We start from the raw sequence: 26,319 nt of genomic DNA, 5'->3' as shown, positions 1-26,319 counted from the left end.
GACCCTCACGGCCCCGCCTTCGGTCAGGAGGCGGCCGGTGACCAGTCACGGGTCGGTGGCCGTCGCGTACTTCTCAAGATCCGCAAGGGTCTTCACGATGACGATCCGGCCGCCGCGCCCGCCGTACGTCCCCTTCTGCCCCAGGGCGTCGACGGAGGCGAACCCGTCGGCGGTGGCGGTGGCCCAGGCGGGCACGGCTGTGGCGGCGGTGGCGGCGGAGGCCTTCGGCTGGGTACCGGCACCGAAGAGGCCGTAGGCCAGGGACCCGGCCGCGATCAGCGCGAGAGGCAGCCCGACGGCGAGGGCCTTGCGGCGCCGGCGGTGGCGGGGGGTGCGGGGGCTCATGGGCGACTCCAGTCCCGATGGTCGTGTGGGGTGAACTGGAGTTGCCGCGGGGGCGGGAAAGGTTGCCGACCTGGGCTGAACGGTGGGTTGGCCGGTGTGCACACGTTCGGGTGATCGCTGGCAGGTGTGCCGCTTCGGGGGCTGTGCCTCGGCCATCGTGGGTCTTGCGGCCGAGGGGGCGGCCGGGTCACGAACTCCTGATGGCAAAGGTGCAAGGCGGTTATGGTCGTAGACACGGCGCGTCGAAGGAGGACATCGGTCATGGCTGCTCACGCTGCGGAATCCGAGTCGGTCGTCCCTCCCATGCCCGAGCGGACGCCGAAGGCGCTGCGCGAGGCCATCGCCCAGCACACGCCTGAGCTGCTCCCTGACTTCGACAGGCACTGGAAGAGGGCGAGTGCCGACGCATACAACGTAGGCCCTGTGCCCGCGTTCGTGGCCTTCTGGTGGGGCGAGTACGCCATGGCCCGGGATCCCGAGCTGGACGCACACGTGCACGATCTCGAACTCCGGGCCGCAGAGTCCACCGACAACGCCGAAGCGATCGCCCTCCTCGAAGAGGCGGCGAAGATTCGCCACCGGGTGCAAGGACTGGAGCCCGGCGAGTGACCGACGGGTTTACGGGGCCGCCTTGGCAGATGGACTGGCGGCTCGATGCTCTTGCTGCCCTCGAAGCTCTACCTGCGCATGCACAGCAAATGGTTTACGCTGCGCGCGCCGAACTGGTCACAGCGAAGGATCCGTATTTCCGAGGCATCGAGACTGATGCCTGCCTTCCCGACGGAATGCAGGTCATGCCTGTCCGATCCAGTAAGCCGAAGGGCGCTCGTGCCCTCTTCTTCGACAACGAAAACGGCTGGCTGAAGTACACCTTCGTACCCCGCACCGAAGATCCGCAGATTGTGGTGGAAGAGATCTTCTGGCTCGGAACCGAACCCCCTACGGAACCTCCGGCGGAGCAGTAGCCGCCCCCAGCAGCCGTACCGTCGCCACCGTGCCGCCGCCGTCCGCGTGGGCGAGGGTGACCTCGCCGCCCGCCTGCTGGACCGTGCGGGCCACGATGGACAGGCCCAGGCCCGAGCCCGGCAACGCTCGTGCCGAAGGGGAGCGCCAGAACCGGTCGAAGACGTGCGGGAGTTCGTCGGCGGGGATGCCGGGGCCGTGGTCCCGTACCGTCAGCACGCCGTCGGTCAGCTGCACCTCGATCGTGCCGCCCTCGGGGCTGAACTTCACCGCGTTGTCGAGGATGTTGACGATCGCCCGCTCCAGGGCGGAGGGCTCCGCGCGTACGAACCAGGGCTTCAGGTCCGCCGTGATCGTCAGCTCCGGTCCGCGCAGCCGGGCCCGGTGCAGGGCGGCCTCGACCGTGTCCTGGAAGGCGACGACCTGGACACGTTCGCCGCGCTGGCCCTCCGAGCGGGACAGCTCCTGAAGGTCGCCGATCAGGGAGGCCAGCTCCGTCATCTGCGCCTTCACCGAGGCGAGGAGCGCCTTGCGGTCCTCCGGGGGGATCGGGCGGCCCGTCTCCTCGCTTCGGGTGAGCAGCTCGATGTTGGTGCGGAGGGAAGTGAGGGGGGTACGGAGTTCATGGCCGGCGTCCGCGATGAGCTGCTGCTGCAGGTCGCGGGAGCCGGCCAGGGCTGTGGTCATCGAGTTGAAGGAGCGGGAGAGCCGGGCGACCTCGTCCTCGCTGTCGTCCGCCACGGGGATGCGGACACTCAGGTCCTCGGTCCGTGCGACGTGCTCGACGGCCTCGGTGAGCTTGTCGACCGGCCGCAGTCCCGCACGGGCCACCGCGAGGCCCGCCGCACCGGCCCCGACGACGCCGATACCGGAGACGATGAGGAGGATCAGCGCGAGGTCGTTGAGCGTCTTCTGGGTGTTCTTCAGCGGTATCGCGACCTGGAGAGCCGCGTCCGGAACCAGCTGCGGCGGAGTGCCCGGAGTACCGGTGACGGTCAGGGGCTGGGTCAGCACGCGTACGGCGTTGCCCTCGGAGTCGGTGCCGTTGCGCCTGAGGAACTTCATGTGCAGTACGCCGTCGCGGGCGGCCGCGTCGGCGATGACGGCGATGTCGGAGTCGGTGGTCTTCACCCGGCCCTCGGAGTTCGCGAACACACAGGCGGTGCCGTCCCGCTTCATGAGCTGGTAGTAGCTGCTGTGGATGTGGAAGCCGCCGAGGTCGGACCCGCTCGGCTTCTGCGGGCACGACTCCAGCGTGGACATCGCGTCACCGTACCGCTGGGGCGAGGAGGCCTTCTGCAGATCGTTGTCGAGCTGGTCGTACAGCTTCCGCTCCACGATGAACCAGCAGGTGACCGAGACCGCGGCCACCGCGAACGCCACCGCCGACGCCACCAGCATCGCCAGTCGCGCCCGGATCGGCAGGGTCCGGTAGCTGCGGACCAGCCTGTTCATTCCGCGCCGCCCTGGCGAAGGACGTATCCCACGCCCCGGACCGTGTGCACGAGCCGCGGCTCGCCGCCGGCCTCCGTCTTGCGGCGCAGGTACATGACATAGACGTCCAGGGAGTTGGACGACGGCTCGAAGTCGAAGCCCCACACCGCCTTGAGGATCTGCTCACGGGTGAGGACCTGGCGCGGGTGGGCCATGAACATCTCCAGCAGGGTGAACTCCGTGCGGGTCAGTTCTACCGGGCGGCCACCCCGGGTGACCTCGCGCGTCGCGAGGTCCATGCGCAGGTCGGCGAAGGTCAGCGCCTCGTCCTCCAGGGCCTCGGCGGACACGGCCGACGCATAGGTGCTGCGGCGGAGCAGGGCGCGGATACGGGCGAAGAGTTCGTCCAGCTCGAAGGGCTTGACCAGGTAGTCGTCGGCCCCGGCGTCCAGGCCCGTCACCCGGTCGCCGACCGTGTCGCGGGCCGTGAGCATGAGGATCGGGGTCGTGTCGCCGGCGCCCCGGATGCGGCGGGCGGCGGTCAGGCCGTCCATGCGGGGCATCTGGATGTCCAGGACGACCAGGTCGGGCTTGTAGGCCTGGGCCTTGTCCAGCGCGTCCGCGCCGTCGACGGCGACCTGCGTGTCGTACCCCTCGAACGCGAGGCTTCGCTGGAGCGCCTCGCGGACGGCGGGCTCGTCGTCGACGATCAGGATGCGCTGGGGGTCACGGTCGCCTTCGGCGGGGCTCATCGCTCGCGTTCCTCGGGGTGCGGTGGGTCGTGGACGGGTGTCTCTCAGCCTCGCACGAGTCGAGGCCGCCGGGCACGTGTGCCGGGCTCAGGCGCCCAGCGTGGTCAGCTCGCGGAACGCGGAGAGACGGTGCAGCGGCACCTTGCGGCGGTGCGGGCGGCCGGCGGGGGTGCGCAGGCCCATCAACTGGGGGACCGGCGGCACCTCCGGGGCGCGCGGGACCGGCGCGTGCAGTGCGTGCGCGACCGAGAGGGCCAGGGTGAGGTCGGCCGGACCGGTGCCGGAGGCCTGGTGCGAAACGTGCTTGATCATGACGTACTCCCTCGTGCCTCGCGGGGGGTCAGCTGGTGGAGCCCGCCCGCAGCTTGGCCAGGTCGGACTTGACGGTGTTGACGGGGATCGCGAAGCCCAGGCCGATGCTGCCCGCGTCCGACGAGGACGAGGACTGCGAACTCGACGAGTACATCGCGGAGTTGATGCCGATGATGTTGCCGTTCGCGTCGATCAGCGCGCCGCCGGAGTTGCCGGGGTTGAGCGAGGCGTCCGTCTGGATCGCCTTGTAGGTGGTCGTGGACGAGCCGGTGTCGCCGTTGAACTCGCGGCCGCCGAACTGGAACGGCCACTGTCCGTCGCCGCCCTGGTTCTGGCCCTGGTTCTCGTCCGTGGAGACGGTCACGTCGCGGTCGAGCGCGGAGACGATGCCGCTGGTGACGGTGCCGGTCAGGCCCTCGGGGGAGCCGATCGCCACGACCGAGTCGCCGACCTGGACGTTCGAGGAGTTGCCGAGCGCGGCGGCCTTCAGACCGGAGGCGCCCTTCAGCTTGATCAGCGCGAGGTCCTTGGAGCTGTCGGTGCCGACGATCTCGGCGGTGTAGCTCTTGCCGTCGCTGGTGCGCACCTTGACGGAGGTGGCGCCGGAGACGACGTGGTTGTTGGTGACGATCTCGCCGTCACCGGTGATGATCACGCCGGAGCCGGTGGACGAGCCGCTGCCGAGCGTCGCCTGGATCTCGACCACGCTCGGGCTGACCGCGGCGGCGATCGCTGCGACGTCGCCCTTCTTGCTGGAGGGGACCACCGTGGTGGTCGTACCGGTGGAGTCGACCGTGTCCTTGCCGGTCAGCTCCTGGAAGGCGTAGGCCGTGCCGCCGCCGACCGCGGCCGCGACGATGGCCACCGCCGCGAGCAGCCCTATCGGGCCGCGGGTGCGCCCCCGCCTGGGCGCGGGGCCCGGCTCGGGGGCCGGCATCGTGGCCGTCGGGGGCTCGTACGGCGGCGGGGGCGGCCACTCGGGGTTCACGGGAGCGGAGTAGCTGTGCGGCTGAGGGCTGTATGCGCCCTGGCTCTCGGTCATGAAAGGAGGATGTCCCGGAACCATGAGAGCTTCCTGAGTGCTCCCTGAGAAGCCCGGCAGAACCTCGTTTGCCCGATATAAAGAGGCTTCCCGCGCCTCGGGCCGGGCTCTCACGAACCTTTCATGAAGCGCTCGGCCTCGTGCAGGGCTCGGCCTCGTGCAGGGCTCAGACGCAGCCGCAGCTCGTGCGGACCACGAGCCGGGACGGGAAGATCCTCAGCCGCTCGCGCCGCGAGCCCGCCACCCTGAGCCCGTCGTCCAGGACGAGGTCCACCGCGGCCCGGGCCATCGCCGAGCGGTCCGAGGCGATCGTCGTCAGCGGCGGGTCGGCGAGTGCCGCCTCCTTGATGTCGTCGAACCCGGCCACCGCCAGCTCGCCCGGCACGTCGAGGCGCAGCTCGCGCGCGGCCCGCAGTACGCCGATCGCCTGGTCGTCGGTGGAGCAGAAGACGGCAGGCGGCCGGTTCGGACCGGACAGGAGGTCCAGGGCCACGCGGTAGGCGTCGTAGCGGTTGTACGGTGCCTCGAACAGGCGGCCCTCGGTGGAGATGCCCGCCTCGGCCATGGCCCGCTTCCAGCCCTCGACGTGGTCGGAGACCGGGTCGCCCACGGCCGGCGTCTCGGCCGTACCGCCCATACAGGCGACGTACTCGTAGCCGTGCTCCAGCAGGTGGCGTACGGCGAGCTGGGCGCCGCCCAGGTCGTCGGTGACGACGGCGACGTCGTCGATGGCCTCCGGGCGCTCGTGCAGCAGCACCACCCGGGCGTCCCAGGCCTCGATCTCGGCGGCCGCGAGGTCGTTCAGCGCGTGGCTGACCAGGATCAGGCCCGACACCCGCATACCGAGGAACGCGCGCAGGTAGTGCACCTCGCGTTCGCCGATGTAATCGGTGTTGCCGACGAGCACCATCTTTCCGCGCTCGGACGCGGCCTGCTCGACCGCGTGGGCCATCTCGCCGAAGAAGGGCTGGCGGGCGTCCGGGATGATCAGGCCTATGAGGTCGGTGCGCCGGGACGCCATCGCCTGGGCGACCCGGTCGGGCCGGTACCCCAGCTCCTTGATCGCAGCGAGGACACGCTCGCGCGTGGCCGGGGCGACCGGCCGGGGTCCGTTGTTGATGACATAACTGACAACGGCGGTGGAGGTCCCAGCCAGCCGTGCCACATCATCCCGAGTCACCTTGGCCACGCGCGGAGTCTACGCGGATGGACCCGCTCTGGGCAGGGCGTATCGCATGCCGACTGTGCGGTAGCAATGCCCCGCACAAGCGGGTCCCATGCCTCCGCTATGCGTCCGCGTGGACCTCGGAGTCGTCCAGGACGGCCGATGCGCCCGTATCTTCCGCCTTTGCCGGGTCCGCCTTGGCCTTGGAGCCGTCACCGGACCGGTCGCCTTTTTCGGGCGTAACGAATCGATAACCGACGTTCCGGACGGTCCCGATCAGCGACTCGTGCTCGGGGCCGAGCTTGGCGCGCAGCCGCCGTACGTGCACGTCGACGGTCCGGGTGCCACCGAAGTAGTCGTAGCCCCACACCTCCTGCAGCAGCTGGGCGCGGGTGAAGACGCGGCCCGGGTGCTGGGCGAGGTACTTGAGGAGTTCGAACTCCTTGAAGGTGAGGTCCAGGACCCGGCCCTTGAGCTTGGCCGAGTAGGTCGCCTCGTCCACGGACAGGTCGCCGTTGCGGATCTCCATCGGGGAGTCGTCGTTGACGATCTGCTGCCGGCCCATCGCGAGCCGGAGCCGGGCCTCGACCTCGGCCGGGCCCGCGGTGTCGAGCAGGACGTCGTCGATGCCCCAGTCGGCGGTGACGGCGGCCAGGCCGCCCTCGGTGACGACGAGGAGAAGGGGGCAGCCGGGGCCGGTCGAGCGCAGCAGCTGACAGAGGCTGCGCACCTGCGGCAGGTCGCGGCGGCCGTCGATGAGGATGACGTCGGCGCCCGGGGTGTCGACCAGGGCGGGGCCTTCGGCCGGGGCGACCCGCACGCTGTGCAGGAGCAGGCCGAGCGCGGGCAGCACCTCCGTCGACGGCTGGAGGGCGTTGGTCAGGAGCAGCAGAGAACTCATACGTCTGGTTCCTCCTCGGTCCCTGCGAGGACGTGTGCGGTGCGGCACTGCTCTGCGATCCCGAAGGCCCCGTACACCCGCGGTCACCGGAGGTTTCCCGCTTCGTATACAACGCTTCCGAAAGCACAAAAGGACCCGGGGGCTACGCTGCCCGAGTCCTCTGCCCAGCAGAATAGCCCACATGAGCAACCGTCCGGCAGGTCATGCGGCACGTTCCACCGTTCGTCCGAATCCCGAGACAGGCAGACGGGGCCCTAACAGGACGTTTCTGTGCACGGCCGACGGAGTTCCGGTCGATTCCGTATACAACCCGGCAGCGGTCGTATACGAAGCGGCGCCGGACACCTCACGTCCACCCTCCCGCGACCTGGTGTTCGTGATCGCCCACGGCTTCACCGGGGACGTGGACCGGCCGCATGTACGAAGGGCGGCGGGCGTCCTCGCCCGTTACGGCGCCGTCGTCACCTTCTCCTTCCGGGGCCACGGGGCCTCGGGCGGCCGGTCCACGGTCGGCGACAAGGAGGTGCTGGACCTGGCCGCCGCGGTGGAGTGGGCGCGCGGCTTCGGGCACGCGCGCGTGGTGACCGTCGGCTTCTCCATGGGCGGCTCGGTGGTGCTGCGGCACGCGGCCCTGTACCCGGGCACGGTCGACGCGGTGGTCTCGGTCAGCGCCCCCGCGCGCTGGTACTACCGGGGCACGGCCCCCATGCGCCGACTGCACTGGCTGGTCACCCGCCCCGAGGGCCGCCTGGTCGGCCGCTACGGCCTGCGCACCCGTATCCACCACCGCGAGTGGAACCCGGTGCCGCTCTCCCCGGTGCAGGCGGTCCCGAGGATCGCCCCCACCCCGCTGCTCATCGTGCACGGCGACCGCGACGGCTACTTCCCCCTCGACCACCCCCGGATGCTCGCCGAGGCGGCCGGTGACCACGCCGAACTCTGGCTGGAGCCCGGCATGGGCCATGCCGAGCACGCGGCGGACGAGGCCCTGCTGGCCCGGATCGGCGACTGGGGCGACGGGCACGCGCGTTCCAGCGCCGCCGGGGTGCCTTAGCCTGACACCGTCCGTACCTAGTCTCTTGTCACTTCTCTTGTCGTCGATTGAGGAACCAGATGCCCAAGGTCACGGTCCGCTACTGGGCCGCTGCCAAGGCCGCGGCCCAGGTCGCCGAGGAGCCGTACGACGCGGCCACCCTCGCCGACGCGCTCGCCGCGGTGCGTGAGCGACACCCCGGTGAACTCACGCGCGTCCTGCAGCGATGCTCCTTCATCGTCGACGGTCACCCCGTGGGGACCCGCGCGCATGAGACGGTACGGCTGGCCGAGGGCGGCACGGTCGAGGTGCTCCCGCCGTTCGCAGGAGGATGAGGCGTTGAGCGACCAGCCGTATCAGGGCGGGCCGTACGAGGGGTACGAGGGGTACGAGGGTTACGACCCGTACGGACAGCACCAGCACCAGCACCAGCCCCAGCAACAACAGCATCAGCACCAGGCTGCGCCACAGGCCTGGCCCGGGCAGCAGCCCCAGGCCGGGTACGACCAGTACGCCGACGCGTACCCGCACACGGGGTACGACCCGCAGCACACCCAGCAGTGGCAGGGCCAGACCTGGGAGACGCAGACGCACGGGCATGTGCACGCGGCGGAGACGGCGTACCTGCCGGCGCAGGAGCCGTTCGCCCCGCAGGCACCGGCCCCCGAGCCGCAGCAGTACCCGCAGCCGCAGCCCGCGCAGCAGCAGTACCGGCAGCCGCAGCCCGCGCCCGCGCCTGCACCCGAGGGCGATTCCGAGGCAGATCCCGCCTACGGCCCCGCCACCCTCTCCGGCAACTCCCGCATCACCGACGCACAGCGGGCCCGCCTGGAAGGCCGCTCCCCGATCATCGAGCCCGGCATGCAGCCGGCCCTGCTCACCGCCGGGCTGGGCCTGCTCCTCGCCGCGGCGGCCCCCGTCGCCTCGTACGCCCTCGTCGTACCGCTGGTGCTGCTCCAGGCCGTGACGGCGGCGGGCTGGTTCCGGCTGAACGGCATGTGGCCCGCCCGCCAGGGCATCGCGCTGGCCTTCCTGGGCGCGCTCACCGCGGACGTGGCGGTCCTGGCCGCGGGCCGCGACAACGCGCCGGCCGCGATCCTCGGCCCGCTCGGCGTCTGGGTCCTGCTGTCCCTGGTCCTCCAGCTGCGCTCGCACGCCTCGCCGGACGAGCGGATGTACGGCCTGATGGCGACGGTCGCCTCCTCGGCCCTCGCGGTCCTGGCGACGGGTTACCTGGCCGCCGACCCGCACGCGGTCTCGGTGGGCGCGGCGGCGGTGGCCGTGGCGATCCTGGCCCGCGCGCTGCCGCTGCCGACCCCGGCGTCGGTCGTGGTCTCGGTGCTGGCCGCCGCCGGCGCGGGCATCGCCGTGGGCGGCATGACCGGCCTCGGCGCGAAGGGCTCAGTCCTGGGAGCGGCCGCTGCGGTCTGCGCCCTGATCGGCCACCGGGTCGCCAGCTACGACTACCCGTCCCGTTTCGTCCACTTCACGGCGGGCGTGGCCCTTCCCCTGTCGGCTGCGGCGCCGGTGGTGTGGGTACTGGGGCGTGCCCTGGGCTAGGCGCGGTTGGGTCTGGGGAGCGTCCCCGGCTGCGGGTACGTGGAACTGCGCGACCAGCCACAACGCACCTGTACCCGGCGTCGAACCCGGACTCCCACGGCGCAACCCCGCCCCCGCCCCCGCCCCCGCCCACGGCGCCCTGTCACAAGTGATCCACAATCCAGACCCGCCGAGCCCCGCAGGGTTACCGTGGCGTAGCTGGACACCGTCGTCGACCCGGGGGAACCACCACATGCGCGCCCTGCGAATAATCCTGATCCTCGTCGTGATCCTGGGCGGGCTCTTCGTGATCGCCGATCGCGTCGCCGTGCACTTCGCCGAGGGCGAGGCCGCGGACAAGCTGAGGGCGACCGAGAACCTGGCGTCGACCCCGGACGTGGACATCAAGGGCTTTCCCTTCCTCACCCAGGTCGCGGGCGGCTCCCTGGACGACGTCGAGGTCGGCATCAAGGACTACGAGGCGGCCACCGGCACCGACGGCAAGACCATCCGCATCGACGACCTCCAGGCCGACATGAAGGGCGTGGACTTCTCCGGCGACTACAGCTCCGCCACCGCGGCGTCCGCCACCGGTACCGCGACGATCTCGTACGACGAGCTGCTGAAGACCGCCAAGTCCGAGCCCACCGAGGTCGCCCCGGGGATCACCGCCCGGGTCGTCGGCCTCTCCGACGGCGGCAACGGCAAGATCAAGGTCATGGTGGAGGGGACCGTCGCGTCGGTCGGGCTCAAGCAGACGGTGCCCGTCCTCAGCTCGGTGACCGTCGAGAACGACAGGGTCCGGGTGCACGCGGACAGCCTGCCCAAGCTGGGCGCCGCCGCGATCGCCGAGAACCGCATCCGCCAGATCACCGACTTCCAGCAGGCCATCGACCAGCTCCCCGGCGGCATCAAGCTGGACAAGGTGCAGGCGGCCAAGGACGGCGTGGAGATCAGCGTGAAGGGTTCGAACGTCCGGCTTGCGGGGTAGTACGACAGCCGACTGAACGGCGAGTGTCCGATAGGCGAGACGCTCCCGTCCGTACCGCAGAAGCACTGACTGGCGCAAGCGCCCGGAGGCCGTCCCGCGACGCCCCGGGCGCTTTCTTGTCCCAATATTCGGACGATCTCGTCTCACACTCCGACACGCCGGTGACACGCCCGCCCGGACGTCCCTACGATCGGGGCCATGAAGCGACAGGCGGATCTCACGAAGCGGCGGGCAGTCGACCTGTGCCGCGTTGCCGCCATGCTCTGTCGCCCCTTCTGAGCGAAAGTCCCCGACTTCCGCATCTCACCCCCCGCCCTGATGGAAGGGCACCCGTGCGCCTCCGGACGAACCGGAGCCGTACCCGTACGCACTCGCACGCCTCGCCGTAACTGCCCCGGAGGAGAGAAGAGCATGAGCCGCAGCGACGTCCTCGTCGACGCCGACTGGGTCCAGGACAACCTGGACAACCCCAGCATCGCGATCGTGGAGGTGGACGAGGACACGTCCGCCTACGAGAAGAACCACATCAAGAACGCGATCCGCATCGACTGGACCAAGGACCTGCAGGACCCGGTCCGCCGCGACTTCGTCGACCAGGAGGGCTTCGAGAAGCTCCTGTCGAAGAAGGGCATCGCCAACGACACGCTGGTGATCCTCTACGGCGGCAACAACAACTGGTTCGCGTCGTACGCCTACTGGTACTTCAAGCTCTACGGCCACGAGAACGTCAAGCTCCTCGACGGCGGCCGCAAGAAGTGGGAGCTGGACGCCCGCGAGCTGGTCGACGGCGCCGACGTGCCCGAGCGCGCCGCGACCGACTACAAGGCCAAGGCCCAGGACACCTCGATCCGCGCCTTCCGCGACGAGGTCGTGGCGGCCATCGGCTCGCAGAACCTCGTCGACGTCCGCTCGCCCGACGAGTTCTCCGGCAAGCTGCTCGCCCCGGCCCACCTCCCGCAGGAGCAGTCGCAGCGTCCGGGCCACGTCCCGACCGCCCGCAACATCCCGTGGTCGAAGAACGCCAACGACGACGGCACCTTCAAGTCGGACGACGCGCTCAAGGAGCTGTACGCCGACGAGAAGGTGGACCTCGCCAAGGACACGATCGCCTACTGCCGCATCGGTGAGCGCTCGGCCCTGACCTGGTTCGTGCTGCACGAGCTGCTGGGCGTCCAGAACGTCAAGAACTACGACGGCTCCTGGACCGAGTACGGCTCCCTCGTCGGCGTGCCGATCGAGCTCGGCGCCAACAAGTAACCCTTCCCGACCCGACCTTCTGGTCAGACCCCTCTGGAGAAAGACATGTGTGGAGCGAAGGCCGGCGGCCCCGACGCCTCGACGATCAAGCCCGGTGAGACCACGATCCAGGGTCAGGTGACCCGCGACGGCGAGCCGGTGACCGGCTACGTCCGTCTGCTGGACTCGACCGGCGAGTTCACCGCGGAGGTCCCCACCTCCGCCACGGGACAGTTCCGCTTCTACGCGGCCGAGGGCACCTGGACCCTCCGCGCCCTCGTCCCCGGCGCCACCGCCGACCGCACGGTCGTGGCCCAGAAGGGCGGCCTCGCGGAGGTCGCGATCGCGGTCTGAGCAACCTCAGAACCGGCCGAAGGGCCGCACCCCCCGGGTTGGACGCCTGGGGTGCGGCCCTTCGGCCTGCCCGGACCTACCCTGGAGTTGTGCTCTCAAGGCGACGTCATGTGTACCTCGCCATGATGGGGACCTGCATCGGTCTCTTCGTCCTGGCCTGGGCAGTCGTGCGTCTCTGGTCGATCCCCGCGGCGGTCGGCATGTGCGTGGTCGCCATGATCATCCCGCCGGTCGCCGCGATGATCGCGAACCGGCGTGGGCCCGACGACCGCTGGTGGGACGACCCCTCGGGGGACCCGCAGTCCGACGAGTGGTGGGACGAGCTGGACGGGAAGAAGCGGCCCAGGTCGTGAGACGGGCTGCTCAGTAAACGAGCGCCTGCGTCTCGTCCCCCAGGGCCTCCTGTACGAAGACCTGCGCGCCCGCGATGCGTACGCCCTCCAGGACGTCCTTCTCGGTGATCTCGCGCCGGGCGGCGCACTGCGTGCACAGCGTGATGCGGCCGGCCGCGAGGATCGAGTCGATCAGGTCCGGCAGCGGCGCGGCGTGCGGCAGTTCGAACTCGGCGGCCCGCCCCGGCAGTGCGAACCAGGACGACTCCCCGGTCAGCCACAGCGAGACCTCGACCCCGCTGGCCACGGCCACCGCCGCCACCGTGAACGCCTGTGAGCAGCGCTCGGGTGCGTCGGCCCCGGCGGTCACCTTGATCACGAGCTTCTTCGCCATGGCCGAATCGTAATCCTTTCCCTTACAACTCCATGCACATGCCATGAGTCTCCTGTGCGCGCGGATGACGGAATCCACGCTTCCCGTGATCAGGGAGACGTCTTGGAAGTAACAGAAGAGAGGTCCGACGCGCCGGACGCGCCGGACGCATCGGTTGTGCCGGATGCGCCCGCCCCGTCCCGGCCCCGCCGGCGCGGCCGTACGCCCCGGCTGATCGGCGCCGCCGCCCTGCTCGGCCTGGTCGCCGGCGCCTGTGCCGGGTACCTCGTCCAGGCCGACCGCGAGCCCACGAAGCTGCCGTCGCTCTCCCAGCCGGTGATCGAGCAGGCCAAGGGCGAGGTCGAACCGCTCTCGGCCGCGCAGGACCGCAAGGTCAGGACCGACGGCGACCTGCGCAAGCTGCTGCTGGCGAAGCCGCGCGGCGCGCGGGAGCTGGACTGGGTGCCCAAGGACGGCTGGATGGACCTGGCCGCGTACGCCGACGAGTACACCGACCCGGGCGACAAGTTCAGCTCGCTCGTGACGGACCAGTTCCGCCGGGCGGCCGTCGTCGGCTGGAAGGTCGGCACCGCGTACACCGTGCAGATCCGGCTGGTCCAGTACCGGCAGGAGGACTCCATGGCAGCCTCCGACGCCACCCACAACCTCCAGGACGGCGCGGAGTCCGCGCGCCCGACCGACAGCTGGAGCATCCGCGGAACCGGGGACGGCAGGGCGTACGTGGACAATCGCGCACCGTTCTACAGCGCCGAGGCGCACGCCTGGCGCGGGGACATCGCGATGGAGATCTGGATCTACGGCACCAAGCCGATCGCCAAGAAGACGATCACGGGCCTGGCCGAGCGGCAGATGGAGCGGCTGTGACCGAGAACCAGAACGAGCCCCGCCGCCGGGGCCGCCGTGTCGCCGCCGTCGTCGGTTCCGTGCTGCTGGCCGGGGCCGTCGTCGCCGGGGTGGGCTACACCGTCGTGACCGTGCAGGGCGCCGACCGCGACGCGGGCGCTCCCGGGTGGAAGTTCCCGAAGGCCAAGGCCGACAAGGACCGGGCCAAGTCGCGCATGGGGCTCGCCGGCATGCTCGTGCCGTACGGGACCGACACCTGGAGCCGCGGCCCCGACATCGGACAGTTCGGTTCCGACGCTCAGCTCGACGGAGCCCAGGCCACAGCCCTGCGGAAGGAGTCGGTGAGCGGCTTTCCCCGCTCGCTGCGCAGGCGACTGGAGCAGCAGATCGACCGGCAGCACATCACGGGCATGGCGATGCGCAGCTACTTCAGCGCGAAGTCGGAGGCCTACCTGTGGAACGAGAACATCTACTCGGTGAACGTGGTGCTGTCCCGGATGGAGGACCGGGATGCGGTCCGCAGGACGGCCACGTCCATGAACCAGGTGCTCCAGGGTCTCAGCGGCCTGCGCGCGGGCCCGGAGATCAAGGGCCACGAGGACGCCAAGTGCTTCCGCTCGCCCAAGGGCTCCGATGAGGACCTCGGCATGATGCTCTGCTCCGGCTATGTCGGCGACATCCTGGTCACCGCCACCGCGGACGGCCCGAAGTCGCTCGACGCCGACGGAGTCGCGAAGCTCATGACCACTCAACTCGACCGCATCGCCGAACCGGGGAAGGCCGTATGAGCGAGCAGGAGACGGCACCGGAGACGGCACCCGAGACGGCACTTGAGACGGCGCCGGAGATGACGACCGCGACCGTCCCGCAGCAGCCCGTGGCACCGGCCCTTTCCGAAGCCGAAGCCGAAGCCGAAGCCGAAGCTGAAGCAGGAGCCGAGGCCGAGACCCAGGCCCCGGCCCCCGGCAAGGACCGCCGCGCCCTGCGGGCCGTCCTGCGCTGGACCGCGGCCGTCGTGGTCTTCGCGGTGGCCGGGGCGGGGACGGCGTACGGGATCACCCGGATGGACCGGACGGACGTCCCCGGGCTGGCCACCGCCTCGGATGGCCGCTGGGACTACCCGGAGCTGACCAGGCCGCCGCTGCCCTCCGGCAGCCCCGGGCCGTTCGCCGACGCGAACCCGGCCGGCGCCCACTACGCCGACCTGCGCGCCCTGCTCCTGCCCGCGCCCGCGGGCGCGAAGGAGGACAAGGCGCTGCGCGGCGCGGACGGCTGGCTGGCGACGAAGGACTACCTGGCGGAGTACGCCGTCAAGGAGGAGCGGGACGAGCTGCGGCAGAAGCTCGTCGACAACGGCCTGCGGCACATCGCGGCCCGCGGCTGGACCACCCCGGACGGCACCCGGACCCGCATCTACCTGCTGCAGTTCGGCACGGCGAACGTCGTGGACAACCAGTTCGCGAGCGACAACGTCGCCTACAGCACCCCGGCCTACCAGGTACGCGGCTCCGGCGAGGCCGTCTACGACGAGGGCTTTCCCGAGCGGGCCGCCGTCTCCGGGGTCGAGCGCACCGCCTACGTCGAGTCGAAGCCGTACGGCGCCGAGCAGGTCCGGCAGGCCTACGTCGCCGCGGGGGACGTCTTCGCGGTGATCCTGCAGTCCCGGAAGGGGACCGCACCCGCCGTCCCCTTCCAGCAGACCGTCGTCCTGCAGAGCCAGCTGCTCGGCTGATCCCGGGGGGACGCCCGAGGGCATACCTGACCGGGAGCCCCGGGCCCCGGCCGCGTAAGCTGGGGCCCGGCTCTGTCGTACGCCCACCCTCGCTCAAGGAGCACCCGTGGAGATCTTCTTCGAAACCCTGCTGGTCCTGGTCTGCGTCGGCGTCCTCGCCTTCGCCGGGCTGACCGTGAAGAAGCTGTACCAGGGCCAGCGCTGACCCCCACCTAGGAACTGCCGCTCATGATCGAGATCCCGTCCGACCTCCACAAGGACCTGGTCCCCCTCGCCTTCCTGCTCGGTAACTGGGCCGGCGCGGGCGTCCACGACTTCCCCGGCTCGGAGAAGTGCAACTTCGGGCAGGAGGTCACCTTCACCCACGACGGCCGGGACTTCCTGGAGTACCACTCCCACACCTGGGTGCTGGACAACGACGGGAACAAGGTCCGTGCGCTGGAGTCGGAGTCCGGCTTCTGGCGGATCGACGCGGGCCGCAAGGTCGAGGTCACGATGACCCGCGACGACGGCGTCATCGAGATCTGGTACGGCGAGCTGGCTGACAAGAAGCCGCAGATCGACCTGGTCACGGACGCCGTGGCGCGCACGGCCGTCTCCCGGCCCTACAGCGGCGGCAAGCGCCTGTACGGCTACGTGAAGAGCGACCTCATGTGGGTCGGCGAGAAGCAGACCCCCGAGGTCGAGCTGCGCCCCTACATGTCGGCCCACCTGAAGAAGGTCGTCACCCCGGAGGAGGTCGAGCGCTGGGCCAAGGCCCTCCCGGACGACCTGCCCGACGACGGCATCGCCTTCTTCAAGTAGGCCTTCCGCCGGGTGGCTCTAGACTTTCCAGTGTGGTGAGCACCGACTGGAAGAGCGACCTCAGGCAGCGCGGCTACCGGCTGACGCCGCAGCGGCAACTCGTGCTCGAAGCCGTGGACACCCTTGAGCACGCGACCCCCGACGCCATCCTCGGTGAAGTGAGGAAGACCGCGTCGGGGGTCAACATTTCCACCGTGTACCGCACGCTGGAGCTGCTGGAGGAGCTGGGCCTGGTCAGCCACGCCCACCTCGGCCACGGTGCGCCCACCTACCACCTCGCCGACCGCCACCACCATCTGCACCTGGTGTGCCGCGACTGCGAGAACGTGATCGAGGCCGACGTGGACGTGGCCGCGGAGTTCACGGCCAAGCTGCGGGGGCAGTTCGGCTTCGACACCGACATGAAGCACTTCGCGATCTTCGGCCGCTGCCAGGACTGTTCGCTCAAGGGTTCAAGTACCAAGTCGTAGGCTTACCCGTATGAAGAGCCCTCTGCTGTCCCTGCCCGGCGCCGTCCCCGCCGAGGGTGTGGACGAAGGCGTCGCCGCCCACTACGGCGACCTGTTCCGCGAGCAGCGCGCCCTCGCCGACGGCACCGGATTCGTCGACCTCTCCCACCGCGGGGTGGTCACCGTGTCCGGCGAGGACCGCCTCAGCTGGCTGCATCTGCTGCTCACCCAGCACGTCAGCGAACTGCCCGCGGGCGAGGCCACCGAGGCACTGATCCTCTCCGCGCACGGCCACATCGAGCACGCGCTGTACCTGGTGGACGACGGGACGACGGTCTGGGCCCATGTGGAGCCCGGCACCCAGGAGGCGCTGCTCGCGTACCTGGAGTCGATGAAGTTCTTCTACCGGGTCGAGGTCGCCGACCGCACCGCCGACTTCGCGGTCGTCAGCCTGCCGGCCGGCTCGATCGCCGAGGTGCCCAAGGGCGTCGTCGTACGCGAGACGCCGTACGGCCGTGATCTCTTCCTGCCCCGTGCCGACCTGGAGTCCTTCGCTGCCGAGTCCGGCCCCGCGGCGGGCCTGCTCGCCCACGAGGCGCTGCGTGTCGAGCACCACCGGCCCCGCGTCGGCTTCGAGACCGACCACCGCACGATCCCGCACGAGCTGGGCTGGATCGGCACCGCGGTCCACCTCCAGAAGGGCTGCTACCGCGGCCAGGAGACGGTGGCCCGGGTGCAGAACCTGGGAAAGCCGCCGCGCCGCCTGGTCTTCCTGCACCTGGACGGCAGCGAGGTCCACCTGCCGGTCCACGGCACCGAGATCCGCCTCGCGGACGAGGGCCCCGACGGCCGCAAGATCGGCTTCGTGACGACGTCGGTGCGCCATCACGAACTGGGCCCGATCGCCCTGGCCCTGGTGAAGCGCAACGTCCCGACCGACGCGAGGCTCCTGGCCGGAGACACGGCCGCCGCGCAGGAGGTCGTGGTCGAGCCGTAGCTCAGCGAGGCAGCGCCGTCGGCTTTCGCGGCGCTAGATCTCCAGCAGCACCGTGAACGGCCCGTCATTCGTCAGCGACACCCGCATCTGGGCCCCGAACCGGCCCGTGGCCACCGTCGCGCCCAGGGCGCGCAGCTGGGCGACGACCTCGTCGACCAGGGGCTCGGCGACATCGCCGGGGGCCGCCGCGTTCCAGGTGGGGCGGCGGCCCTTGCGGGCGTCGCCGTAGAGGGTGAACTGGCTGATGACGAGCAGCGGGGCGTCGATGTCCGAGCAGGACTTCTCGTCGTCCAGCATGCGGATCGACCAGAGCTTGCGGGCCAGTTGGGCCGCCTTCTCCTTGGTGTCCTCGTGGGTCACCCCCACCAGGACGCACAGGCCCTCGCCCTCGATCGCGCCCACCGTCTCGCCGTCCACGACGACACTCGCGCCGTCCACTCTCTGCACCACCGCACGCATGCCGACCATCATGCCGGGTGCCCCCGGCCGTGGTCACAGGCGGTCCATTATTGCTCCTTAAGCCCCCATCTGGGGCCGTTCGGGGGCACTCGGTCACATAGCTGCCACTTGGGGTGGCACGATGCTTCCACACGCCGGTCGAGGGGACGGTCACACGCACATGAGCACACCGATTTCCGGGCGGCTGGAGACGTTCCGGCCGCCCGCGCAGCGCGGCGACGGCCCGTCCGGCCCGTCGCTGCCCGCGGAGCCGCCCGAGCACGACCTGGCCCGGCTGAGTCTGCCCGAACTGCGCGTCCTGCGCCGTGACGCGCAGCGCGACGAGGCGGACCTCAGCTATGTGCGGCGGCTGCTGCAGGGCCGGATCGACATCCTGCGCGCGGAACTGGCCCGGCGCGGCCGGGCGTCCGTGCCGGCGCCCGCCGACGCCTCCGTGGTGGAGCGGCTCCCGGAGATCCTCACCGACGCCCCGGCCCGGCAGCGCTCCTCGGCCCGTCATGTCACGCTCGGCACCCCGCACAACGAGGAGTACCGGCTGCTGGCCGCGGAGATGCTCGGCGAGGTCGAGCTGTCGGACCTCAAGGCCCGCACCGACCTGGAACTGACCACCGCCATGGGCCGCCTGGTCCGCTACGAGCAGGAGGTCTCCCGGCGCCGCCAGCGGCTGCAGCGCATCACCGACGACTGCAGCGGGGAGATCGCCCGCCGTTACCGGGTGGGCGAGGCACAGGTGGACGATCTGCTGATGTGAGGGATGGCGGGCTGAAATTGGGGCGACACGCCGTCCGGAGGGTGCCTACGGTGGCTCCATGACCGACGTACGCACCGTCTCCGAGGCCGACTTCGAGGGCTGGCTGCGCGCCCTGAACACCGGGTTCCTCCGAGAACCGGGGCCGAACGAGGACCAGATCGAGGCCCACCGGCGGCAGTGCGTGTCCTCCCGCGTGCTCGGTGCGTTCGACGGCGACCGCTGCGTGGCGACCTTCCGTTCCTTCGCCCAGGAACTCACCGCGGTGGGTGGTGCGCTCGTCCCCGCGAACGCCATCTCCAACGTCACGGTCACCCCCACCCACCGCCGCCGCGGCCTGCTGACCCGCATGATGAGCCGGGACCTCGCGGCGGCGAAGGAGCGCGGTGACGTCATCGCCACCCTGATCGCGGCGGAGTACCCGATCTACGGCCGCTACGGTTTCGGTCCGGCGACCTGGACGACCCAGTGGACCGTCGAGGTGCCCCGGGCGGGTCTCGACCCGCGCTGGTCCGGCCCCGAGGACGGCGGCCGGATCGACCTGGTGGACGGCGAGGACCTCCGCAAGCTCGGCCCGGAGCTGCACGAGCGGGTCCGCCGTGCCCAGCCCGGTGCGGTGAGCCGGGACGAGCTGTGGTGGCAGAAGATCACCGGCACCGTGCTCTTCATCAAGGACTGGACCGAGCCGTTCTTCGCCGTGTACCGCTCCGCCTCCGGTGAGGTCGAGGGCCTGGTGTCGTACCGGTCGGACGACAACTGGCACGACAAGCAGCCGCACAACACCGCCGACGTCAGCTGGCTGCTCGCCACGACCCCCGCGGCCGAGCGCGCCCTGTGGCGGTACCTGTGCTCGATCGACTGGATCACCAAGGTCAAGAGCGGCTGGCGCGGCCCGGACGACCTGCTGCCGTTCTTCCTGCCCGACCCGCGCGCCGCCCGGGTCACCGACCACGCGGACTGGCTGTGGGTGCGGATCCTGGACGTCGTACGGGCCCTGGAGGCGCGGACGTACGAGGGGACGGGCTCGCTGGTGCTGGAGGTCGTGGACGCGGGCGGACTGGCCGGGGGCCGGTTCCGTCTTGAAGCCTCGCCGGAGGGTGCGTCCTGCACTCCGGCGGGCGGCGCCGCCGTCGATCTCACGCTGCCGGTGGGCGAGTTGGCCGCGGTCTGGCTAGGGGACGAGTCCCTGGTGCGGCTCGCGGCGCTCGGCCGGGTCCGGGAAGAACGAGAGGGCGCCGCCCGGAAGGCCGACGCCCTGTTTCGCACGTCCGGGCGACCGTGGTGCCCGGACATCTTCTGAGGCTCCCCTCGTCCGGCCGGCGCTGACTGTGCATCCGTAGCTGGCTGTTCAGTTGTGGCTGTGCCATGACCGTGTTCAGTTGTGGCTGTGCCGGCTGTTCAGTTGTGACTGTGCGCTCCGGTGGCCGCCCCCTGCCCGGGCTCCCGGCTCCCCTCCGGAAGGGAGCCCGATCGGCCAACCACTGGGGAAGCTCGACCATGTTGTTCAAGTTGGCGACCAACTTCACTGTACTTATCTCCGCTTGGATGCGGCTCATAACCACCTTTCCGTGAACTGCCGGAAGATGGCGAGAAGTTGTAGTGTTTGTTCGTGGACCCGGAACACGCCTCCGCCAGTGAACGGAAGAGGCCACAGCGGTCACGCACGTCACATCGCGAGGTGGCCGACGAACTGCGCGCCCGGATCCGTTCCGGTGTGCTGCGACCGGGTCAGCGCATGCCCACCCAGGCCAAGCTGGCCGACGAGTTCGGCGTGGAGCGCGGTGCCGTACGGGAGGCCCTGCGGATCCTGCAGTCGGAGCGCCTGCTCACCAACGTGTCCAAGGGCAGCCCCGCCACCGTGGCCGCGCCCGAGGAGCACGCCCGCCCCGTGACCGTCCCGGCGGTGCCGCAGCCCACCATGGTGGGCCTCGCCCCGCGCATCGCGGCCGCCTTCGCCGCCCCGCACGTCGAGATAGACGCCCTCTGTCTGACCTCGGTCTCGCTCACGCTGGCTCTGGGTGTCGCGCTGCGCCAGATCCACGCCGGGCAGTTGAAACCGGCCAAGATCGACGTCCGGGTGCTGCTGCCCAGCCGGGACATCGATCTCGCCTTCCCCGCCCCGGTGGACGCCTCCGACGGCGGCCTGCTGCACCGGCGCTGGCTGGCCCAGCGCAACGCCCAGGGCCAGGTGCTGCGGCACAACCTGGAGGCGCTGCGCACCACGCACCGCATCGATGTGCGCGTCTCCTTCCGTGCGCTGCCGTTCACGCCGCCGGTCAAGCTGTATCTGCTCAACGGGTCCGAGGCGCTGTTCGCGTACTACACGCTCAGCCGCCGCGAGCGGGAGATCGATCACGAGCAGCTGCAGCTGTACGACGCCGAGGGCACGCGGTCGCTGCTGTTCGCCTTCGAACAGGGCGGCGACCTGCGTGACACCACGTTCGTGGAGCAGTCCCACCTGTGGTTCAACGCACTGTGGGAGACGATCAGTTCGGAGCTGGTGCTGACGTAGCGAAGGCCCGGGATCAGAGGGCGGGGCCCGCGAGGAGCACCGCGAGCAGCACGGCCCCGGCGGAGCTGACCGCCGGGCTCTTGGCCTTGATGCCGACGGAGAGCAGGAGCAGGCCGACGATGCCGGCGGCGCCGTACTTCCACTGGACGAGCTGCTCGAAGCCGACGACGAAGACGGCGCAGAGGAGTGCGAGGACGGGCATGGTGGTTCCCCCTTTCGGCCTGCCAACTTGACCAAGTTGGCAACCAACTCTAATTAGGTTGTCCCCACTTGGTCGCTACTCGCAAACAACTTCGGAACAACTCCCTTTAGATGGATCAGGGTTGTAGCGTTTGGTTGTGACCCAGGAGAACGTGGCAGTGAACGGCAGCAGAAGGCTCACGCCCCAGGAGATCGCCGACATCCTGCGGGAACGCATCCGCACCGGCGCCCTGAAGGCGGGCGAGCGCCTGCCCACCCAGGCCGAGCTGGCCGAGGAGTTCGGGGTGGAGCGCGGTGCCGTACGCCAGGCCATCCGGGCACTCGCGGACGCCGGCCTGCTCAGCAACGTCAGCAAGGGCAGCCCCCCGCGCATCGCCGAGATGGCCCCCGCCCACGACGAGCCCCAGCCGACGATGGTGGGCCTCGCCCCCCGGCTGACCGAGGCGTTCTCCGCGCCGCACGTGCGCATCGACGCGGCCTGCCTGACCGCGCAGTCCCTGATCCCCGCCCTGGGCGAGCCGCTGCGCCTGATCCACGAGGGCCGGCTGCGCCCCGACCGGATCGACGTCCGCATCCTGCTGCCGTCCCGGGCCATCAACCTCGCCTTCCCGGTCTCGGTCGACGCCCGCCCCGACGACGACACCGTGCACCAGCGCTGGCTGGCGATGCGCAACGCCCAGGGGCAGGTCCTGCAGTACAACCTCCAGGCCCTGCGCTCCACCCACGACATCGACGTACACGTCACCTTCCGGGCCCTGCCGTTCACCCCGCCGGCCAAGCTGTACCTGCTCAACGGGTCCGAGGCGCTGTACGCGTACTACATGATCACGCGCCGCGAGGAGCCGACCGACGGCGGAACGCTGGAGATGTACGACACCGTCGGCTCCGAGTCCCTCCTCTTCTCCTTCGAGAAGCGGGCCGGTCAGCGGGACGCGGCGTTCGTCGAGCAATCCCAGAAGTGGTTCGACGCCCTCTGGGAAACCATCACGACGGACCTGACACTCTCCTAGTGACTTCTGATGCGACTCCTGATGCGAACGAGATCGAGAAGCTACGAGAACTGATCACAGCTGCGCGGGTCGTCCTCTGGGACTTCGACGGGCCGATCTGCCGCCTGTTCGCCAGGCACAAGGCGGCGCGCGTGGCTGCCGAGCTGGTGGAGTGGCTCGAGCTGCAGGGCCTGCGCGGGCTGCTCACCGACACCGAGCGGGACACGCTGGACCCGCAGGTCGTGCTGCGTGCCGTGGACCGCCGGCACCCGGGCAGCGACCTCGTCGCCGAAGTGGAGGAACGGCTCACCCAGGAGGAGCTGCGGGCCGCCGCCTCCGCCCTGCCGACCGCCTACGCCGACCCCCTGATCCGCACCTGGACGGCCGTCGGATCCCGCCTGGCCATCACCACCAACAACTCCCCCCGGGTGGTCCGCGCCTACCTGGAGCAGCGCGGCCTCGACGCCTGCTTCGCCCCCCATGTCTACGGCCGCACCCAGGACCTGCACCTGCTCAAGCCGGACCCGCACTGCCTCAACCGCGCCCTGAACGGGACGGGCGCCCCGCCCGCCAAGGCCCTGATGATCGGCGACACCCCCTCCGACCTGCTGGCGGCCCGTGAGGCGGGGGTTCCGTTCCTGGGTTACGCGCGTAACGAAGGGAAGGAGAAACTCCTGAGGGCGGCGGGGGCCGAGCGCGTCGTGCGGTCGCTGGAGCCGTTGCTGCAGTTGCTCCGGAGCGTGCGGTCCGTGCGCTAGCATGCCGAACCATCTGTGGGGAGTTAGCGTTTCCCCGACCCGTTCGTCCCCCTCCAGCACAGCGCGACCGAACCCCGGAGCGGCCCGTGGGCGCACCACCCGTCCCCCGCGACATGACCGGGAGGCGCGCCGACCGAGTTCTGCCCCGCGCCGTGTGCCAGGAGTTTCTGGCGCGGGCCACCGCGACCGGACTGGCGAGCGGAGGTTTCCACCACCAGAACTACGTGCTGCAGCTGGACGAGCCGATGGCCCGGCTGATCGGCCGTCAGCCGGGCACCATCGTGACCGTGCGGGTACGGCGCGCGGGCGCCCTGCCCGTGGTGATCCGGACCTGGCAGAACGAGGCGGCGGTCCTGAGGGCCGTCAGGGGTGTCCTGCCCGGCGTGCCCGAGTGCCTGGCCGAGGGAGACGGCTTCGCCGTCCACAGCCATGTGGACGGAAGTCCGCTCTCCAGCGTCTGCGGCGACGGGAAGCCCGTCGACGGCCTGCTGGTCAGGGCCCTGGCGGGCCTGCTCGCCGAGACGGCCCAGGTGCGCAGCTGCGCCGCGCTGCCGCCCCTGCCCGCCCTGTGGCCCCGGAACTTCACCGACAGCCAGGGCTTTCTGCGGACCCTGGCCCACATGGCCGACCTGCAGATCCGGCAGCCCAACCGGGCCTGCTTCGGCGGCCTGTTCGCCGCCCTGGGCATCCCCGAGGACGCCTTGGTCCGGCTGGCCGAACGGGTCCCGGTCATGACCCGCCGACCCTACAGCCTGCTCCACGCCGACCTGCACCGCGACAACGTGATCATGCCCCGCGACGGCACCTCGCCCCTGGTCCGTGTCGACTGGGAGCTGGCGAGTTACGGCGACCCGCTGCACGACCTCGCCACCCACCTGGTCCGGATGCGCTACCCGGACCACCAGCGGGACGAGGTCGTCGAGGCGTGGGCGCGCGCCATGCGCGAGGTCCGCCCCGCGGCCGTCAACGGCGTGACCAGGGACCTGCGTCACTACATCGCCTTCGAGCAGGCCCAGTCGGTGTACCCGGACGTGATGCGGGCCGCGACGTCCCTGGACGAGTCCTTCGACCAGAAGAGCCTGGACGAGGCGACGGCCCGGGTCCGGCGCGCCCTGGAGGCGGCGGCCGCGCCGCTGCGCCTCGCCCATGTGCCCGGGGAGCGGGAGATCGAGCGGATCCTGTTCCGCTGGCGGGCGTCCGTGCGGCCCGGCGTGCGGACGGGGACCGGTGGCGGGGCGCTGGGCGTGCCCGCGGTCCGGGCGATCGACTGGACGCCGGACCGGCGCGTCCCCGAGCACCCCGACTTCCCCCACTGGGCCGTCGCCGACGCCCTGTTGCTGGAGGGCGCGGCCCCGGCCGACCGGGTCTTCAAGGGCACCGCGCACCTCAACACGGTGCTCCGGGTGCCCGGCACCCCGTTCCCCGTCGTGGTCCGCCGCAAGGCCGTGAACGTGACCCGGCGCGAACGCAGCTTCCTCAGCGAGCACGCCGTGCTCAGGGCGATCGAGCGGTCCGGGGCGGCGGTGGCCGCGCCCCGGGTGCTGGCGCTGGGCGAGAGCCACTCGATGGACCGCTCCGGCATCCGGACGTACTCCGGGGACCGCTTCGCCATCCACACCTACGAGGGCCCGGGCGACATCGGCCGGGGGCCCGTCCACCCGGTGGGCGGCCTGCGCCCGCACGAGGCGGACGATCTCGTCGACCAGCTGGCCGCGCTCACCGCGGTCGACTACACCGAGATCGACCCGGTCGCGGGCCGGGGCGGCTTCTACGGCTGGCTCAGCGAGCAGCTCGTGGCGCTGGTCGCCGGCCTGCCCAAGGGGTCCCAGCAGCTGGCCCGTTTCCTCGGCCTGCCCGACGCGCCGAGGCTGCGCGAGATCCTCGCCCGGCACCAGGTCACCTCCCGCGCCCCGGCCCTGCTGCACGGCGACCTCAATCCCTGGAACCTGGTGCGCCGTGACGACCGCCCGGCCCTGACCGTCATCGACTGGGAGATGGCCCTGGTCGGCGACCCGCTGTACGAGCTGGTCCGGCACATGCACCTCACCCCCACCCGGCCGGAGATCCGGGACCGCATGTTCCGCCGCTGGGAGACCCGCCTGCCCGCGCGGTACACCCACGACTGGCGCCAGGACTGGCGGGTGTACCGGTGGGTCGAGATCGTCCGCTCGGCCTACGTCGACCTCGACCGCCTGGTCACCGGCGCGAGCCTGGACGCCCCCAACGTCCGCCGCGCGGTGGAGTCGTACGCGATGACCCTGGCGGCGGCCACCGCCTCCCTGGGCCTGTCGTCCCGGTACCGGACCAGCCCCTACTTCACCGGCGCCCTGGCCTGGCCGACCCTCCCGGACGGTGCTGCGTAGGCTCGGTCCCATGGAAGAGATGGGCCTGCGTGAGCGCAAGAAGCGGCGGATGTACCAGAACGTGTCGGACACCGCCGTGGCGCTGTTCCTGGAGCGCGGCTTCGACGCCGTGTCGGTCGCGGAGGTGGCCGCCGCGGCCGGGATCTCCAAGCCGACTCTCTTCCGGTACTTCCCGGCCAAGGAGGACTTGGTCCTGCACCGGATCGCGGACCACGAGACGGAGGCCGCGCGGGTGGTCGCCGGGACGGCCGACCCGCTGGACGCGCTGCGCCGCAGCTTCCTGGACGGGCTGGAGCGCTCCGATCCGGTCACGGGCCTGAACGACCATCCCGCGGTGCTCGCCTTCCACCGGCTGCTGTACGGGACGCCCGCCCTGGTGGCGCGGGTGTACGGCTATCAGGAGCGGTCGGAGGCGGCGCTCGCCGAGGCGCTCGGGGGCGGTCTGGACGCCCGGCTCGCCGCCGGGCAGATCATCGCCGTCCAGCGGATCCTCGCGCTGGAGAACTGGCGGCGGATCGCGGCGGGGGAGGGCGTGGAGCAGGTGCGGCCGGACGCGGTACGGGCTGCCGAGCGGGCCTTCGAGCGGCTGGCGGCGGGGCTGCCCGGGCTGACCGCCCAACCCAGTGAGACTCGGTCACATATTTAACCCGGTTACATTTTCTGGGTACGGT

32 protein-coding genes and 1 pseudogene are annotated in these 26,319 nt (G+C 70.8%); 23 read left to right on the top strand and 10 right to left on the bottom strand.

All coding sequences use genetic code 11. The features are described 5' to 3' along the window. Positions 1-48: 48 nt before the first annotated feature. Positions 49-345: pseudogene (locus ACFY3C_RS31970) on the bottom strand (pectate lyase); the annotation flags it as partial. A gap of 261 nt (positions 346-606) precedes the next feature. Between ACFY3C_RS31970 and ACFY3C_RS31965 the strand changes: the two are divergent. Next, positions 607-954: a DUF6247 family protein gene (locus ACFY3C_RS31965; RefSeq protein ID WP_390773241.1), complete on the top strand. Its 348-nt coding sequence runs from the start codon at positions 607-609 to the stop codon at positions 952-954. Continuing rightward, positions 951-1,310, top strand: coding sequence for a hypothetical protein (locus ACFY3C_RS31960; RefSeq protein ID WP_390773240.1), 360 nt, complete (start codon positions 951-953; stop codon positions 1,308-1,310). Before ACFY3C_RS31965 ends, ACFY3C_RS31960 begins: the two co-directional genes overlap by 4 nt. On the opposite strand, the gene ACFY3C_RS31955 is transcribed toward ACFY3C_RS31960, so the two are convergent. The 6 genes from ACFY3C_RS31955 to ACFY3C_RS31930 all read right to left on the bottom strand — a co-directional run bounded on the left by ACFY3C_RS31955 (position 1,285) and on the right by ACFY3C_RS31930 (position 6,914). Further along, positions 1,285-2,763 carry a sensor histidine kinase gene (locus ACFY3C_RS31955; RefSeq protein ID WP_390773239.1) on the bottom strand — a complete coding sequence of 493 codons (1,479 nt, stop codon included), beginning with the start codon at positions 2,761-2,763 and terminating at the stop codon, positions 1,285-1,287. The two genes, ACFY3C_RS31960 and ACFY3C_RS31955, sit on opposite strands and share 26 nt — an antisense overlap. Continuing rightward, positions 2,760-3,494: a response regulator transcription factor gene (locus ACFY3C_RS31950; protein WP_390773238.1), complete on the bottom strand. Its 735-nt coding sequence runs from the start codon at positions 3,492-3,494 to the stop codon at positions 2,760-2,762. Before ACFY3C_RS31950 ends, ACFY3C_RS31955 begins: the two co-directional genes overlap by 4 nt. An 87-nt stretch (positions 3,495-3,581) precedes the next feature. Continuing rightward, the gene (locus ACFY3C_RS31945; RefSeq protein WP_386573783.1) at positions 3,582-3,806 is read right to left on the bottom strand and encodes a hypothetical protein; all 225 of its coding nucleotides are present in this window, start codon (positions 3,804-3,806) and stop codon (positions 3,582-3,584) included. Positions 3,807-3,834: 28 nt separating this feature from the next. Next, positions 3,835-4,848: a S1C family serine protease gene (locus ACFY3C_RS31940; RefSeq protein ID WP_390773237.1), complete on the bottom strand. Its 1,014-nt coding sequence runs from the start codon at positions 4,846-4,848 to the stop codon at positions 3,835-3,837. A gap of 166 nt (positions 4,849-5,014) precedes the next feature. Then, a complete protein-coding gene (locus ACFY3C_RS31935; protein WP_386573781.1) occupies positions 5,015-6,037 on the bottom strand; it encodes a LacI family DNA-binding transcriptional regulator in 1,023 nt (340 codons plus the stop codon). Positions 6,038-6,134: 97 nt separating this feature from the next. Further along, a complete protein-coding gene (locus tag ACFY3C_RS31930) occupies positions 6,135-6,914 on the bottom strand; it encodes a winged-helix domain-containing protein (protein ID WP_386573780.1) in 780 nt (259 codons plus the stop codon). 181 nt (positions 6,915-7,095) lie between these two features. Here ACFY3C_RS31930 and ACFY3C_RS31925 point away from each other — a divergent pair, with 181 nt between their 5' ends. The 8 genes from ACFY3C_RS31925 (at position 7,096) to ACFY3C_RS31890 (ending at position 12,420) form a co-directional block, all read left to right on the top strand. Beyond that, a complete protein-coding gene (locus ACFY3C_RS31925) occupies positions 7,096-7,968 on the top strand; it encodes an alpha/beta hydrolase (protein WP_390773236.1) in 873 nt (290 codons plus the stop codon). A 59-nt stretch (positions 7,969-8,027) separates the two neighbouring features. Continuing rightward, positions 8,028-8,282, top strand: coding sequence for a MoaD/ThiS family protein (locus ACFY3C_RS31920; protein ID WP_094217022.1), 255 nt, complete (start codon positions 8,028-8,030; stop codon positions 8,280-8,282). Positions 8,283-8,286: 4 nt separating this feature from the next. Next, entirely contained in the window at positions 8,287-9,507 is a 1,221-nt protein-coding gene (locus ACFY3C_RS31915; protein ID WP_390773235.1) for a hypothetical protein, read from the top strand. A gap of 232 nt (positions 9,508-9,739) precedes the next feature. After that, positions 9,740-10,477, top strand: a complete 738-nt coding sequence (locus ACFY3C_RS31910; RefSeq protein ID WP_390773234.1) for a DUF2993 domain-containing protein — start codon at positions 9,740-9,742, stop codon at positions 10,475-10,477. A gap of 198 nt (positions 10,478-10,675) precedes the next feature. Next, positions 10,676-10,756 carry an Ms5788A family Cys-rich leader peptide gene (locus tag ACFY3C_RS31905; RefSeq protein WP_350751515.1) on the top strand — a complete coding sequence of 27 codons (81 nt, stop codon included), beginning with the start codon at positions 10,676-10,678 and terminating at the stop codon, positions 10,754-10,756. Positions 10,757-10,888: 132 nt separating this feature from the next. Beyond that, on the top strand, positions 10,889-11,734 hold the full coding sequence (locus ACFY3C_RS31900; protein ID WP_390773233.1) for a sulfurtransferase: 846 nt from the start codon (positions 10,889-10,891) through the stop codon (positions 11,732-11,734). Between the two features lie 45 nt (positions 11,735-11,779). Then, the gene (locus ACFY3C_RS31895) at positions 11,780-12,067 is read left to right on the top strand and encodes a DUF1416 domain-containing protein (RefSeq protein WP_145875861.1); all 288 of its coding nucleotides are present in this window, start codon (positions 11,780-11,782) and stop codon (positions 12,065-12,067) included. Between the two features lie 89 nt (positions 12,068-12,156). Beyond that, on the top strand, positions 12,157-12,420 hold the full coding sequence (locus ACFY3C_RS31890; protein WP_386573761.1) for a DUF3099 domain-containing protein: 264 nt from the start codon (positions 12,157-12,159) through the stop codon (positions 12,418-12,420). 10 nt (positions 12,421-12,430) lie between these two features. On the opposite strand, the gene ACFY3C_RS31885 is transcribed toward ACFY3C_RS31890, so the two are convergent. Then, the gene (locus ACFY3C_RS31885) at positions 12,431-12,793 is read right to left on the bottom strand and encodes a DsrE family protein (RefSeq protein ID WP_094217032.1); all 363 of its coding nucleotides are present in this window, start codon (positions 12,791-12,793) and stop codon (positions 12,431-12,433) included. A 102-nt stretch (positions 12,794-12,895) separates the two neighbouring features. Between ACFY3C_RS31885 and ACFY3C_RS31880 the strand changes: the two genes are divergently transcribed. The 6 genes from ACFY3C_RS31880 (at position 12,896) to ACFY3C_RS31855 (ending at position 17,618) form a co-directional block, all read left to right on the top strand. Then, positions 12,896-13,657: a hypothetical protein gene (locus tag ACFY3C_RS31880; protein WP_390773232.1), complete on the top strand. Its 762-nt coding sequence runs from the start codon at positions 12,896-12,898 to the stop codon at positions 13,655-13,657. Further along, complete coding sequence (locus ACFY3C_RS31875; RefSeq protein WP_386573759.1) at positions 13,654-14,424, top strand: hypothetical protein; 771 nt, start codon at positions 13,654-13,656, stop codon at positions 14,422-14,424. Before ACFY3C_RS31880 ends, ACFY3C_RS31875 begins: the two co-directional genes overlap by 4 nt. Beyond that, positions 14,421-15,368, top strand: a complete 948-nt coding sequence (locus ACFY3C_RS31870) for a hypothetical protein (protein WP_390773231.1) — start codon at positions 14,421-14,423, stop codon at positions 15,366-15,368. Before ACFY3C_RS31875 ends, ACFY3C_RS31870 begins: the two co-directional genes overlap by 4 nt. 228 nt (positions 15,369-15,596) lie before the next feature. Then, positions 15,597-16,172 carry an FABP family protein gene (locus tag ACFY3C_RS31865; RefSeq protein WP_390773230.1) on the top strand — a complete coding sequence of 192 codons (576 nt, stop codon included), beginning with the start codon at positions 15,597-15,599 and terminating at the stop codon, positions 16,170-16,172. A gap of 32 nt (positions 16,173-16,204) precedes the next feature. After that, positions 16,205-16,642: a Fur family transcriptional regulator gene (locus tag ACFY3C_RS31860; protein WP_386573755.1), complete on the top strand. Its 438-nt coding sequence runs from the start codon at positions 16,205-16,207 to the stop codon at positions 16,640-16,642. A 10-nt stretch (positions 16,643-16,652) separates the two neighbouring features. Beyond that, complete coding sequence (locus ACFY3C_RS31855; protein WP_386573754.1) at positions 16,653-17,618, top strand: YgfZ/GcvT domain-containing protein; 966 nt, start codon at positions 16,653-16,655, stop codon at positions 17,616-17,618. 33 nt (positions 17,619-17,651) lie between these two features. Here the strand turns inward: ACFY3C_RS31855 and dtd are convergent, their stop codons facing one another. Beyond that, positions 17,652-18,077: a D-aminoacyl-tRNA deacylase gene (gene dtd, locus ACFY3C_RS31850; RefSeq protein WP_386573753.1), complete on the bottom strand. Its 426-nt coding sequence runs from the start codon at positions 18,075-18,077 to the stop codon at positions 17,652-17,654. A 160-nt stretch (positions 18,078-18,237) separates the two neighbouring features. Between dtd and ACFY3C_RS31845 the strand changes: the two genes are divergently transcribed. The 3 genes from ACFY3C_RS31845 (at position 18,238) to ACFY3C_RS31835 (ending at position 21,337) form a co-directional block, all read left to right on the top strand. Then, on the top strand, positions 18,238-18,828 hold the full coding sequence (locus tag ACFY3C_RS31845; RefSeq protein ID WP_386573752.1) for an aerial mycelium formation protein: 591 nt from the start codon (positions 18,238-18,240) through the stop codon (positions 18,826-18,828). A gap of 58 nt (positions 18,829-18,886) precedes the next feature. After that, on the top strand, positions 18,887-20,125 hold the full coding sequence (locus ACFY3C_RS31840; protein WP_390773229.1) for a GNAT family N-acetyltransferase: 1,239 nt from the start codon (positions 18,887-18,889) through the stop codon (positions 20,123-20,125). A gap of 303 nt (positions 20,126-20,428) precedes the next feature. Next, entirely contained in the window at positions 20,429-21,337 is a 909-nt protein-coding gene (locus ACFY3C_RS31835) for a FadR/GntR family transcriptional regulator (RefSeq protein ID WP_386573748.1), read from the top strand. A gap of 13 nt (positions 21,338-21,350) precedes the next feature. On the opposite strand, the gene ACFY3C_RS31830 is transcribed toward ACFY3C_RS31835, so the two are convergent. Further along, positions 21,351-21,539, bottom strand: a complete 189-nt coding sequence (locus ACFY3C_RS31830) for a hypothetical protein (RefSeq protein WP_390773228.1) — start codon at positions 21,537-21,539, stop codon at positions 21,351-21,353. A gap of 130 nt (positions 21,540-21,669) precedes the next feature. Here ACFY3C_RS31830 and ACFY3C_RS31825 point away from each other — a divergent pair, with 130 nt between their 5' ends. The 4 genes from ACFY3C_RS31825 to ACFY3C_RS31810 all read left to right on the top strand — a co-directional run bounded on the left by ACFY3C_RS31825 (position 21,670) and on the right by ACFY3C_RS31810 (position 26,294). Then, on the top strand, positions 21,670-22,548 hold the full coding sequence (locus ACFY3C_RS31825; RefSeq protein ID WP_390773227.1) for a winged helix-turn-helix domain-containing protein: 879 nt from the start codon (positions 21,670-21,672) through the stop codon (positions 22,546-22,548). Continuing rightward, positions 22,548-23,285 (top strand): HAD family hydrolase, encoded by a 738-nt coding sequence (locus ACFY3C_RS31820; RefSeq protein WP_386573745.1) that lies wholly within the window; start codon positions 22,548-22,550, stop codon positions 23,283-23,285. The genes ACFY3C_RS31825 and ACFY3C_RS31820 overlap by 1 nt, the downstream gene beginning before the upstream one ends. Before the next feature lie 86 nt (positions 23,286-23,371). Further along, positions 23,372-25,648: a phosphotransferase family protein gene (locus ACFY3C_RS31815; protein ID WP_390773226.1), complete on the top strand. Its 2,277-nt coding sequence runs from the start codon at positions 23,372-23,374 to the stop codon at positions 25,646-25,648. 10 nt (positions 25,649-25,658) lie between these two features. Further along, on the top strand, positions 25,659-26,294 hold the full coding sequence (locus tag ACFY3C_RS31810) for a TetR family transcriptional regulator (protein ID WP_390773225.1): 636 nt from the start codon (positions 25,659-25,661) through the stop codon (positions 26,292-26,294). Positions 26,295-26,319: the final 25 nt, after the last annotated feature.

The organism is Streptomyces sp. NPDC001410, from assembly GCF_042895235.1.
Classification (GTDB): Bacteria; Actinomycetota; Actinomycetes; order Streptomycetales; family Streptomycetaceae; genus Streptomyces.
The sequence above is the reverse complement of the archived record's forward strand: the minus strand, read 5'-3'. Positions and strand labels throughout refer to the sequence as shown.